The organism is Protofrankia sp. Cas3, from assembly GCF_963555955.1.
Taxonomy (GTDB): domain Bacteria; phylum Actinomycetota; class Actinomycetes; order Frankiales; family Frankiaceae; genus Protofrankia.
Genome location: NZ_CAUVXP010000161.1, coordinates 1,009 through 13,962, shown reverse-complemented (window position 1 = coordinate 13,962; position 12,954 = coordinate 1,009). Strand labels below are relative to the sequence as shown.

Annotated in this window: 7 protein-coding genes and 1 pseudogene; 5 read left to right on the top strand and 3 right to left on the bottom strand. The window is 67.8% G+C overall.

Features of this window, described 5'->3' with window-relative positions; genetic code table 11:
* Window positions 1-5,301 (top strand): non-ribosomal peptide synthetase (locus U9983_RS22665; RefSeq protein ID WP_322755954.1); only part of this gene is annotated, 5,301 nt, incomplete at its 5' end.
* Window positions 5,302-5,392: 91 nt separating this feature from the next.
* Here the strand turns inward: U9983_RS22665 and U9983_RS22660 are convergent.
* Together U9983_RS22660 and U9983_RS22655 are read right to left on the bottom strand one after the other, a co-directional pair.
* Window positions 5,393-6,385 (bottom strand): ABC transporter permease subunit, encoded by a 993-nt coding sequence (locus tag U9983_RS22660; RefSeq protein WP_322755953.1) that lies wholly within the window; start codon window positions 6,383-6,385, stop codon window positions 5,393-5,395.
* Entirely contained in the window at window positions 6,382-7,245 is an 864-nt protein-coding gene (locus tag U9983_RS22655; protein WP_322755952.1) for an ABC transporter ATP-binding protein, read from the bottom strand. Before U9983_RS22655 ends, U9983_RS22660 begins: the two co-directional genes overlap by 4 nt.
* Before the next feature lie 193 nt (window positions 7,246-7,438).
* Between U9983_RS22655 and U9983_RS22650 the strand changes: the two genes are divergently transcribed.
* The 4 genes and pseudogenes from U9983_RS22650 to U9983_RS22635 all read left to right on the top strand — a co-directional run bounded on the left by U9983_RS22650 (window position 7,439) and on the right by U9983_RS22635 (window position 12,390).
* Window positions 7,439-8,683, top strand: a complete 1,245-nt coding sequence (locus tag U9983_RS22650; protein ID WP_322755951.1) for a sensor histidine kinase — start codon at window positions 7,439-7,441, stop codon at window positions 8,681-8,683.
* Window positions 8,680-9,375 carry a response regulator transcription factor gene (locus U9983_RS22645; RefSeq protein ID WP_322755950.1) on the top strand — a complete coding sequence of 232 codons (696 nt, stop codon included), beginning with the start codon at window positions 8,680-8,682 and terminating at the stop codon, window positions 9,373-9,375. The genes U9983_RS22650 and U9983_RS22645 overlap by 4 nt, the downstream gene beginning before the upstream one ends.
* 811 nt (window positions 9,376-10,186) lie before the next feature.
* Window positions 10,187-11,218, top strand: coding sequence for a ParB/RepB/Spo0J family partition protein (locus tag U9983_RS22640; RefSeq protein WP_322755949.1), 1,032 nt, complete (start codon window positions 10,187-10,189; stop codon window positions 11,216-11,218).
* 452 nt (window positions 11,219-11,670) lie between these two features.
* A pseudogene (locus tag U9983_RS22635) lies at window positions 11,671-12,390 on the top strand (transposase family protein).
* A gap of 65 nt (window positions 12,391-12,455) precedes the next feature.
* Here U9983_RS22635 and U9983_RS22630 read toward each other — a convergent pair.
* Window positions 12,456-12,677 carry an IS3 family transposase gene (locus U9983_RS22630; protein ID WP_416211486.1) on the bottom strand — a complete coding sequence of 74 codons (222 nt, stop codon included), beginning with the start codon at window positions 12,675-12,677 and terminating at the stop codon, window positions 12,456-12,458.
* Window positions 12,678-12,954: the final 277 nt, after the last annotated feature.

The window sequence follows — 12,954 nt, the reverse complement described above, 5'->3', positions numbered from 1 at the left end:
ACCGGGCGCCCGAAAGGCGTGGCGGTCTCCCACGGTTCCCTGGCGAACGCGGTCTGCGCGTTCGCGCCCGTTTTCCGGGCGGTTGCGGGCACCGGGCTGTTGCAGTTCGCGTCGTTCAGCTTCGACGCGTCGGTGCTCGACATGGCGGTGGCCCTGTCGTCGGGTTCGCGGCTCGTCGTGGCGTCGGCGACGGAACGCGAGGATCCCGGACTCCTTCGGAAGCTGGTCGCGTCTCGGGACGTGTCAGTGGCCAGCGTGGTGCCGTCCTTGTTGGACGTGCTGGAACCGGCTGATCTGGCCTCGGTGTCGACACTGGTGGTCGGCGCGGAGGCGATCTCCCCGGCCACGGCGGCGGTCTGGTCGGTCGGTCGGAGCCTGGTGAACACCTACGGTCCGACCGAGGCGACGGTGATGGTCGCTGCCGAACGCGTCGACCCTGCGCGAGCGGGCATGGTGCCGTTCGGACGGCCGATGTCGAACAGCCGCCTGTTCGTGCTCGACGAGCGCCTGTCACCGGTTCCCGTCGGCGCGGCCGGCGAACTGTACATCGCTGGCGCGCAGGTGGCGCGCGGCTATGTGGGCCGGCCGGCGTTGTCGGCCGAGCGGTTCGTGGCCTGTCCGTTCGGTCCGCCGGGCGAGCGGATGTACCGGACGGGGGATCGCACGCGGTGGGCCGCCGACGGGCAGCTGGTTTTCGTGGGCCGGGCCGACGATCAGGTGAAGATCCGGGGGTTCCGGATCGAGCCGGGCGAGGTACGGGAAGCGGTGGCCGCGCATCCGGCGGTGTCTCAGGCGGCGGTGATCGTCCGCGAGGACGTGCTGGGGGACTTGCGACTGACCGCCTACGTAGTGGCCGCCGATCAGGGTACAGACGCCGACTCGCTGTCGGCTCTGATACGCGCGTCAGTCGCCGAGCGCCTGCCGGAGTACCTGGTGCCGTCGGCGGTCGTGGTGGTGGACGCGCTGCCGCTGAATGCGAACGGCAAGCTCGACCGCACGGCGCTGCCAGCGCCGGACCACGCGGCGGGCGGCCGCGGCCCGTCGACGGTCCGCGAGGAACTGTTGTGCGCGGCGTTCGCCGACGTCCTTGGCCTGGACACCGTCGGCGTCGACGACGACTTCTTCGCCCTCGGCGGACATTCGTTGCTTGCCGTGTCGTTGGTGGAGCGGCTCCGGGTCCGCGGGGTGTCGGTGTCGGTACGGGCGTTGTTCCAGACGCCCACGGTGGCCGGACTCGCCGCGGTAGCCGGTCCGGAGCGGGTCGTGGTACCGCCGAGCCTGATTCCCGACGGCGCCGACGTGATCACCCCGCAGATGCTGCCGCTGGTCGAGTTGACCGAGACCGAGATCGGACGAATCGTGGACCGCGTCGACGGCGGCGCGGTCAACCTCGCCGACGTGTACCCGCTGGCTCCGCTCCAGGAGGGGCTCCTGTTCCACCATCTGCTGGCCGGCGGCGGCGACGACGCGTACGTGACTCCCACAGTGCTCGAGTTCGGCAGCCGGGAGCGCCTCGACGCCTTCCTCACCGCATTCAAGCAGGTGGTGAACCGGCACGACATCTACCGCACCGCGATCCTGTGGCAGGGTCTGCCGGAACCGGTGCAGGCGGTGTGGCGCCGGGTCGTCCTGCCGGTCTGCGAGATCGACCTGGATCCGCAGGGTCCTGATCCGGTGGAGCAGTTGCTGGCGGCCGGCGGCTCGACGATGGACCTGGGACGAGCCCCGCTGCTGGACGTGCACGTCGCCGCCGAGCCGGGCGGCCGGTGGCTGACGCTGGTCCGGATGCACCACATGGTGATGGACCACACCGGGATGGAGGTGGTGCTCAGTGAGGTGCGGGCATTTCGAACCGGCCGGGGCGGGCAGCTCGACGCACCGCTGCCGTTCCGGGACTTCGTGGCCCAGGCCCGGTCGGGGACCGCCCGCGAGGAGCACCAGCGGTACTTCGCCGAGCTCCTCGGTGACGTCACCGAGACCACGGCGCCCTATGGCCTGACCGACGTTTATCGTGACGGGGCTGATTCGGTCCGCGAGTCGGTGTGGCTGGCCGACGAGCTGTCCGCCCGGCTGCGGGAGGTGGCACGGTCCGCGGGCGTGAGCCCGGCGACGGTGTTCCATCTGGTCTGGGCCCGGGTGCTGGCCGCGGTGTCGGGCCGTGATGACGTGGTGTTCGGCACCGTGCTGTTCGGCCGAATGAATGCCGGGACTGGCGCGGATCGAGCCGCCGGTCTGTTCATCAACACGCTTCCGGTACGGACAAAGGTGGACGGCACCGGGGTCCTGGCCGCGCTCGGCGCGCTGCGCCGCCAGCTCGCCGACCTGCTGGCCCACGAGCACGCCCCCCTCACCCTGGCCCAGCAGGCGAGCGGGGTTTCTGGGAACACCCCGCTGTTCACCTCGATCCTCAACTACCGGCACAACACCGGCCGCACGTCCGGATCAGGCGTCGGGGACGGTCCGGCCGGGGACGGCGACGTACGGACGCTGTTCACTCGCGAGCGCACCAACTATCCCCTGTCGGTCTCCATCGAGGACGGCGGCGACCGGCTCGCGGTGACCGTGGACGCGGTGGCGCCGGTCGATGCCCGGGATGTGTGCCTGCTGATGACGGGCGCCGTGGGCAATCTCGTGGCCGCGCTTGCCGACGCCCTCGACGGCGGCGCTGACCTCCCGCTCTCCGCTGTGGAGGTGCTCGGCGCGGACGAGCGTCGCCGGATGCTCGTGGACTGGAACGACACCGGTACCGAGGTCGCGGCGGCGACGATTCCCGAGCTGTTCGCGGCGCAGGTGGCGCGGAACCCGGACGCGCCCGCGGTCGAATGTGAGGGCGTCGAGCTGTCGTACGCCGAGCTGGACGCGCGGGCCAGCCGGCTGGCGCGGTATCTGATCGGGTCCGGCGTTGGTCCCGAGTCGGTGGTCGCGGTGTGCATGGAGCGCGGCGTCGACCTGATGGCGACCCTGCTGGGGGTGCTCAAGGCTGGCGGCGCCTATCTGCCGATCGACCCGGGCTATCCGGCCGAGCGGGTCCGGTTCATGATTGACGATGCTGGCGCGGTGTGCGTACTGACGACGAAGTCGTGGGTGCTCAGCCTGCCCGAGGGCCTGGAGGTTCCGGTCCTGGTTCTGGACGAGGAAGGTCCGCTCGCCGAGCTGGCCGAGCTGTCGGCCGACGGACTGGACGACGGGGAGCGGGTGGCGCCGCTCGCCCTGTCCCACCCGGCCTACGTCATCTACACGTCGGGATCGACGGGTGTGCCCAAGGGCGTGCTGGTCTCGCACAACGGGATCGCGAGCCTGATCGAGGGACATGTCCGTCATCTGCGGGTGGGTCCCGGGAGCCGGATCGCCCAGTTCGCGTCCGCGAGTTTCGACACCTTCGGCTGGGACTGGTTCATGGCCCTGCTGACCGGCGCGTCGATGATCGTGGTGCCGGCGGCGCGGCGGTTCGGCGACGACCTGACCGGGTTGTTCGCGCAGCGGGGTGTCACGCATGCGACGCTGCCGCCAGCGGTGTTGGCGACCCTCACCGAGGGGACGATCAGCGAGCAGACGGTACTGACGGTCGCAGGGGAGGCGTGCCCGCCGGAGGTGATGGCGGGTTGGGCTCGGGGCCAAACCATGTTCAATTCCTACGGTCCGACCGAGACCACGATCGACGTGACGCTGTGGCAATGTAGCGCCGATTCCGCGGAGGTGCCGATCGGCTCGCCGGTGTTCAACACCCGTGTGTTCGTCCTCGACGAACGGCTGTGTCCGGTGCCAGTGGGCGTGGTCGGCGAGTTGTACGTGGCCGGAGCGGGCCTGGCGCGGGGGTATGTGGGCCGGCCGGGTCTGACGTCGGAGCGGTTCGTGGCCTGTCCGTTCGGCGAGCCGGGCGAGCGGATGTACCGCACCGGGGACCAGGTCCGATGGCGCGCCGACGGGAACCTGGTGTTCGCCGGCCGTACCGACGAGCAGGTGAAGATCCGGGGGTTCCGGATCGAGCCGGGCGAGGTGCAGGCGGTGGTGGCGTCGCATTCGGGTGTGGCCCAGGCCGCCGTGATCGCGCGCGAGGACGTGCCGGGCGACAGGCGGCTCGTGGCGTACGTGGTGCCGCGGGATCAGGACGGCGACCTGAGCGTGTCGGACCTGGTGCGCGGGCACGCCGCCAAGCGTCTGCCGGACTACATGGTACCGTCCGCCGTGGTGGCCTTGGACGCGCTGCCGTTGACGGTCAACGGGAAACTCGACCGCGCGGCGCTGCCCGCGCCGGACTATCTGGCCGGGGCGTCCGGCCGTGGACCGTCGACCGTGCTGGAGAAGGTGCTGTGCACCGCGTTCGCCGAGGTCCTGGGGCTGGACCGGGTGGCGGTCGACGACAACTTCTTCGCCCTGGGCGGCCATTCGCTGCTGGCCGTACGGCTGGTCGAGTGGCTGCGGGCGCACGGCGTGGAGCTGACGGTTCCGACGCTGTTCACGGCGCCGACCGTGAGCGGGCTGGTCGGCCAGATGGCGCTGTCGTCCCTCGACGACGCGCTCGACGTGCTCCTGCCGATCCGCGCCGTGGGGAGCCGGCCGCCCTTCTTTCTCATGCACCCGGGATGGGGGCTGAGCTGGGGGTACATGCCGTTCGCGCGGCACTTCCCGAAGGAGATCCCGTTGTACGGGCTGCAGGCCCGCGGCATCGACGGCGTCAGCGAGCTCGCGGTCTCCCTCACGGAGATGGCGGCGGACTACATTGCGCAGCTGCGCACCGTGCAGGAGCACGGGCCATACCACGTGATGGGGTGGTCCTTCGGCGGGATCCTGGCGCACGAGGTCGCGGTGCAGCTGCGGGCTCTGGGCGAGGAGGTTGCGGCCCTGGTCATCATGGACGCCTACCCCTCGGACCAGGGGTCGGACGTCGAGTTCGGCGACGGCGACGGCGTGGCGATGGGGGCGGCCGAGGACTGGCTCGATCCGGGCAAGGGTGATCCGGAAGGCGCGCTGGACCGGCTGATCGTCAAGATCCGCCGGAAGGTCGGCCACCTCCTCGGCCCGATCTCGGACGACGACCTGCGGGCTCGCGTCCGGATCTTCCACAACAACGCGGCGCTTGTGGAAGAGCATGAACACACCCGGTACGACGGCGACGCCCTGCTCCTCGTCGCCGCGCTGGGCCGCCCGGCTGACATTCCGACCACCGAGTTGTGGGAGCCGTACGTGTCCGGGAAGGTCTCTGAGGTTCGTCTCGACTGCCGACATTCGGACATGCTCCATCCGGATGTGCTGGGTCCGATCTGGGACGCCGTCGCGGACTGGCTCGCGCGGGAGGCCTGATCGAACCGACCCGTGGGAGGGAGGCGGGCAGCGTGGCCCGCCTCCTTTCTCCGACTTTTCTTTGGCTTTTTTCGCCTTTTCTCCGACCGGCTCAGCTGATGCGGCGCCGGATCCACCAGAAACACAGGCCGACCAGCAGCGTGGCGGCGGTGGCGTTGATTGCCGTCTCGATCCATTGGAACGGCCAGTAGCGCGAGGGCGGCTGGTAGGCGGTGGTCACATGCAGGTTGTGCTTGGCAAAACATTCGATCGTGTCGCTAAATTCGCGCGCCTTGAAGCACTGCGTGACCACGTCCGGGCTCGGCGGCATCCCGGCTGAGTCGACCGCTTCGGTGGACGAGATGACCCAGGCGCCGGGGATCGCGACTCCGCTGATCGCCACCGAGTCCTTGGTCGTTTTGATGCCTTTGGCGTTACTCAGGGACCGCGCGTCGAGTTGGACGACGGTGTGGTGTGCGGGAAGGTAGTTCGGCCGTAGGACCGACGGAATGACGAACTGCACCCCGAGGAACAGAACCAGGGTCACCCCCATGGCCGTGACGGGTCGCCGCAGCACGATGCCCGCGGCGGCACCGAGGGCGAAGGTGAATGCCGCGGCGGCGAATGGCACGATGTCACGCGCTCCGAAGACCGTCGAGGAGAACGGGTTCGCTTCGATCTTGTCATACGGGCTCGCCGCCCAGGTCAGCAGCAGCCCGAGCACCCCGGTGAAAGCCACCGCGGCCAGCCCGACCACCGCGAGCTTCACCGCCAGCCAGCGGCTGCGGGTCACGCTCTGGTTCCAGGCCAGCCGGTGCGTCCCGGCGGTCAGCTCGGTGCTGATCAGCGGTGCTCCCCAGAACACGCCCAGGACTGCGGGTACCGCGATCAGCAGCAGGTCGGTGACCTGGATAATGGCGTTGTACCTGTCCTTGAACCCGTGGACGGTGTCTGCGCCGCAGCCTTTCGCCAGACAGTCCATCAGGGCGTTGTAATGCGTACGGATGTCCGCGGCCAGCAGCACCAGACAGACCGCGGCTAGGGCGAACGCGATCGCGCCGATGACCGCCTGGGTGCGGAACTGGCGCCAGGCCGTCCAGATCATCGGGTGACCGCCTCACGAGCCATGTAGGTGAGGACGAGGTCTTCGAGGTCGAGGTGTCTGACGTTCCAGTCCCCGTCGGGGATCGGCTCGGCTGACCGGGCGACGAACGTGCTCTGGCGGCCGGTGTGTTCCATCTGGATCACCTCCACGCCCGCGGGCAGGTCGGACGTGTCGCCAGGCGGGCCGATGACGCGGTAGTGCTCGGCGAGCAGGTCCTGGCACGAGCCCGCGAGCTGAACCTGGGACCTGGACAGCAGGATCAGGTAGTCGGCCACCCGTTCGAGGTCCGCAACCAGATGCGAGGAAAGGATGATCGTCCTGTCCCGGTCGGCGGCGAACTCCGTCAGACCCCGCAGGAACTCCCGCCGCGCCAGCGGGTCGAGGGCGGCGACAGGCTCGTCGAGCAGGAGCAGGTCAGGCTGCTTGGCCACGGCGAGGGTCAGCGCCAGCTGGGCACGCTGGCCGCCGGACAGCCGGCCGGCCTTCTGCTTCGGGTCGAGTTTGAGCTGTGCGATCCGCGCGTTGGCGATGGCGGAGTTCCAGCCCGGATTCATGTGGGCACCGAAACGCAGGTGGTCAGCGATCGAAAGATTCGCGTACACGGGGGTGTCCTGGGCGACGAACCCGACCCGGGCCAGCTGCCGCGGCCCGGCGGCCGGCTGTTCACCGAGAACGCGGATGGTTCCGGCGGTCGGCTTCAACTGACCGCACGCCAGGTTCAGCAGGGTGGACTTGCCGGCTCCGTTCGGCCCGACCAGCCCCACCACGTGCCCCGCGGGGATGCTCAGGGTGCAGTCGGTCAGGCCCGGCCGGTGGCCGTAGCGTTTTGTCAACGCGTCGGTTTCGAGTACTGGGATCATCGCTCCTCTTCGGCCGCGGAAAGGGTGGTCGACCGCTGGATGGCGGACACGGTGTCCACAGTGCCGGGACAGAAGGCGGACGACGTCGGGCCTGCAGGCGAATTTCCGCGTCGCCAGCTGGCCCCGGGTACACCCTGCGGAATGGGTCCCCGGACTGACGCGGGACGGCGGCCCGAGCGGCTACTGTGTGGCCGTGGAACCACCTGAACCACCTGAACCACCCCTGCACAAGCGCCTGAAGCCAGGGCACTGGATCGCGATCGACTGCGCCGTCGCGGCGCTGGGGGTGCCCGCGGCCACGCTGCTTGCGCCGGAACGGGCCGGGTCACACCAGTCGAACTGGGCCGGCGCCGGCATCGTCGTCCTGCTGCTCGCCGTGGGGCTACGGCGGTGCTGGCCGCGGGCCGTGCTTGCCCTGATCGTGGTCGCGGGGGCGGTGGCCGTCGCAATCAGCACGTCTGCCGTGCCGTGGCTGGCGGTCGCCTACGTGATGTACCTGGTCCCGTTGCGGTTTGCGCGGCGGGAGGCGCTGTGGTTACTTGCCGGTACCCTGGCGATGACCGCCGTCGGACACGCCAGCTTCCGCCACCTAGCCTACCTGCGATCTGTTCCCAACGGTGTCGGGACACTTGTGGAGAGCGCACTGTTGATCACGGTCGCGTGGACGATCGGCTACGCGGTGCGGCAGCAGCGCAGGTACGCCGCGGGCCTGCGCGAGCAGGCGGAACACCAGGCACGCGAGCAACTGGCCGAGGCCCGGCGGGCGATGAGCGAGGAACGCCTACGGATCGCTCGTGAGCTGCACGACGTGGTGGCCCACACGTTGAGCGTGATCGCCGTACAGGCGGGCGTGGCCAACCACGTCGCCGCGGAGCACCCGATCGAAGCACGCCGCGCGCTGTCGTCGATCGAGGATGTCAGCCGGGATGCCTTGCGCGAGATGCGGGCCCTGCTCGGGGTCCTGCGCGACGAGGCACACCCGGGGGCGTCAGCACGGCAGGGTGACGGTTCGGTGCCCGCACCGCGGCTGGCGGACCTGGGCACCCTGGTGGAGCGGGCCGCCAAAGCCGGTGTCCAGGTGGACCTGACCATCAGCGGTGAGCGGCCGAAGCTGTCCGCCGGCCTGGAAATGGCGGCCTACCGGGTTGTCCAGGAGGCTATAACCAACGTGGTCAAGCACGCCGCGACGGACCGCTGCCAGGTGAGCATCGCCTACCAGCCGGACGGGCTCCGCGTCGAGGTCACCGATGACGGACGAGGCGCCGACGGCACACCCGATGGCCATGGTGTCGATGGCGGTCGTGTCGCCGGCCATGGTGTCGCCGGCATGCGGGAGCGGGTGGGTATGTATGGCGGCGAACTCCGGTCCGGACCGCTGCCGGGCCGCGGCTTCCGGGTCGCCGCACGATTTCCGTTGACCACACCGGCTGCGCTGTGATCCGCGTCCTGGTCGCCGACGATCAGGCCCTGGTCCGGGGCAGCTTCCGCTTCCTGGTCGACAGCGCGCCCGACCTGGCTGCCGTCGGCGAAGCCGCGACCGGCGCGGAGGCGGTCGACCTCGCTGACCACGAAAATCCCGACGTCGTCCTCATGGACGTCAGGATGCCCGGCATGGACGGCATCGAGGCTACCCGCCGGATCTGCACCGGCCAGGCCACCTCCACCGTAAGGGTACTGATTCTTACCACCTTCGACATCGACGAGTACGTCTTCGCCGCCCTGCACGCGGGCGCGAGCGGCTTCCTCCTCAAAGACACCCCGCCGACCGACCTGCTCACCGCGATCCGCATCGTGGCCGCAGGGGACGCGCTCCTCGCCCCCCGCGTCACCCGGCGGCTCATCGAGGAGTTCACCCGCCGCCCCGAAGCAGGCCATCGGCCACCACCCGCCCTGGCGGAGACGACCGAACGGGAGCGGGAAGTCCTGACCCTCGTCGGCCTCGGCTTGTCCAACACCGAGATCGCCGCGCACCTGCATGTCAGCGTGTCCACCGCCAAGACCCACGTCGGCCGCCTGCTCATGAAACTCAACGCGCGTGATCGCGCCCAACTCGTCATCGCCGCCTACGACGCCGGTCTGGTCCTCCCGGCACCCACCGCCACAAGCCGACCTCCCCAGGCCGAAGACTGAACGCTCTCACCAGGTAGCCCGTCGCGCCTGTCCCACCGCTTGGTGGCCGGTTCGCGCGTCGAGCGCCCGGCCTGTCCATGGGGCCCGAGGCTGCGTGAGCGGGCTCGACGGTGGTCCGCGGCTTCGGGCTTCGGCCGTCTCGACCCCGGTGTTCAACCGCGTCGGCGCGTCAGCCGGCCATGGCGACGACCTACCCGCACCGCCGTCAGCCTGGCAAGACAACTGATCAGCATGCTCGCATGGTGGACGCGGCGCAGCCGTGGCGCGGCCCGGATGCAGCCGGCGGCGAGGGCACGCCGTGTCCTTCGGGTCGGTGACGCCGGATTGCGTGGCTGAGCCGCCATCCTAAACGTCCCGTACATCCCGGCTTAGGGGACAGGACTGATCTGTCCACTATAGGCCATACATGTGCCACCTCTAGACTTCATACCGATATGTATGAAATGCTGACGTCATGAGAGTACTTCGACCTTTGGTGCGGCCACGTAGCCTGATCAGGGGATTCTGGTCGACTGTGCTTCAATGATCTGATCGCGGCGCAACGGTGGCCCGCGGTCTGGCATCCGCGACGACATCATCACCTGCTTCCACCTCCGCAACTCTACGGCAGTGGTACTCCACAGTTGCGTCCGAGATCGGCAGGATTGCCGCGACGGTTCGAGGCCGTCGTATCGCGCTGTGACCACCGGGACGAGTGAGGATCTGGACGGCCTGATGCACTGACCGGTGCCACCCTCTCGCTCAGATGCGGCAACAGCGCCCGAATCCGATGAACGCAAGTATCACTGGAACTTTTGGGGAGGAAGAACAAGTGGCTCCTGGGAACAGGATAGAAGAGCATGCAGGCGATGGCTGGTCCTACCTGAAAAGACTGCAGAACGAACTGCGGAACACCACCGTGGAGCTGCTCCCCATCAGTTCCCTCACGGCATCTGAATCACTCCGCGTGGCCGGCGAGGTGGGACCTCATGTCGAGATGCTGGCCGATACGGATGCCGTGTTGCCGCCGATTGTCGTGCATCGGGGGCCGATGAAGGTAGTCGATGGAATGCATCGTCTGCGCGCCGCATCGATCCGCGGCGAGGAACATATCAGGGCACAGGTCTTCGAAGGCACCGACGAGGACGCGTTCCTCCTAGCGGTCGCCGCCAACGTCACACATGGCCTGCCGCTCAGCATGGTGGATCGAGTGGCCGCTGCCCAGCGTATCATAGCGGGCCGCCCGCAGTGGTCGGACAGGGCCGTGGCTTCGGTGGTCGGAGTTTCCGCGAAGAAGATCTCGGAAATTCGCCGAGGCCTGGCGGAGACCGTCCCTCAGTTCACGAACAGGATTGGTCTGGACGGACGGACGAGGCCGCTGAGCTGCGTGGAGGGAAGGGAGCGGGCCAGCGAGCTGATCAAAGTAAACCCCACCGCCTCTCTTCGTCAGATCGCAAAGGAGGCCGGAATCTCCCCGGCCACGGTTGCGGACGTGAAGAGGCGAGTTCTCCGCGGAATTAGCCCGGCCCCCGCGAAGCGGCGGGGCATCAACACGGAAGACCGCAGGCAGCGAATAGTGATTCGTAAAAGTCTCGGACTCCAAGGAAAGACGTCGCTGGATGAACTGCACTCTCTCTTCGACTCTCTGCGGAGAGATCCGTCGCTGAGGTACAACGAAATCGGAAGAATGGTGCTTCACCTCTTGAACTACTGTGCGGTCACAGCCCGGGAGAAGGAAAAGATCATCGAGAACGTTCCGCCACACTGCAGAGCCTCCCTGGCCGACCTCTTCCTTGGGTATGCCGACATCTGGCGTCTGTTCGCGGCGGAGCTCACGGACGGCAAGCACCTGGTAACTTGCTGAGAAGGTCTCGCACGTGCATTGAGCCTTTTCCATCTTGGCTTCTTTAGCGGCCGTCGTGCTCCAGTACGAATATCGCTTGGGCGAATGATCCGACCTTGTGGGGGCAGGCGCGAAACCAAGGCCTCGCCAAGATCGCTTTGTGTAGCGATCTATCATGTTAGGTTGCGAGGAAGACGAGGGCCAGGTTGCGGTCGCGGGCGATGAACTCGGTTGTCTCCTTGATCTTTGTAACGCCATGGATGCGGAAGGGGCTGAAGGATTCCCACTTTCGTGGACAGTCCTTAGTGAGCCATTTCCCGTAACGACCTATCACGTTCCGCAAGAGTCACGGAGTGTGACTAGTCTCGTATGCGGGACGGGGACGGGGACGGGGACGGTGAAAGGCGAAACGCGTGGCCCCGGTAGGAAGTGGTCCTTCCACAGATCGACTTCCGAGAGGCCCAGCGTCTTCTATGAGTGTCACATACACCGCCGAGCTGCCCCTCGGCGATCGCACTGTCATGCGCCTGGCCCTGCTGCTGGTCGCGGAACGTAAGCGGAAGGGGGCTCGCAAGCTCTCCCCCTGGGAACAGGCCGTGTTCGTCCTGCGGTGGTTCTGCGACGGGACGCGGGTCAGGCAGTTGTGCACGACCACAAGATCGGCAAATCGGTCGGCTACCGCTGCCTGCACGAGGGCATCGCGGTGCTGGCCTGGCAGGCCCCCGACCTGCGCAACGCGCTGCTCGCGGCCAAGGCCGCGGGCTACGACCTGTGGTGGTCCGCCAAGATTCACAACCACGGCGGCAACGTCCAGCTCGTCTCCGCCCCCGACGACGGCTTCCCGCTGTGGACCTCCGACGTCCGCCCCGGCCGCGAGCACGACATCACCGCGCTGCGCGCCTCCGGCGCACTGCCGGTGCTGGCCGAGTGGACCGCCGACGTCCTCACCGACCTCGGTTACGAAGGGCTACGGGACCAGGTCGCCGTCCCGTACAAGAAGGCCAAGGGCAAGACCCTGCCCGACGGCCACAAACAGCACAACCGGATCCACAACGCCCTGCGGGCTGTCGGCGAACGCCATCCTTAAGCACTTCAAGGCCCTACGGAACGTCAGCCTCGACCCCTGGAAGATCGGCCAGATTGTGAAGGCAGCTCTCGTCATCCTCCACACCGAGCACCACCGCACCACCTGACGACCACCGCTGGAACACGCCGTTGTGGTTACACGCCGCAACGGATGGTTGCAGGGAAAGGCTCGTTATGCTGCGCGATCACCTTTTTTGTCAAATTCTTCCTCGAACTCGACGGGGGTGAGATAGCCGATCGTGGAATGGATCAGCAACCGATTGTAGTACACTTCGATATACTCGAAGACCCCGATTCTGAGGCGTTCGACGGTGTCGAAGGGGTGGAGGTGGATGAACTCCTTCTTCACAGGGTGTCGCCTGAATCGGCCAATGGCGAGAGCGCTTTTGGGCATGCCTCGACGGCCGCGGGAGCGGCGCGGCCGTGGGCCTGAGGGTGGTGGTTGTCTCTGGTGGGACGGGGTTTCTCGGGATCGCCGATGGGAGGTCTGGGCGTGGGTGTTGTCGGCCGGCGCGGCGATGTCCGTGATGCCCCGAGATCGGCGGGTGATGCCGGGTAATTAGGTGTGCGGCTTTCGGGGTTTAATAGGCGTGCTGTCTGTTTTCTTGCCCGGATATGGGCTGGTTCGCCATTGACTGTCGGTCCTATGATGATTCGTAGGTTTCCGTGGT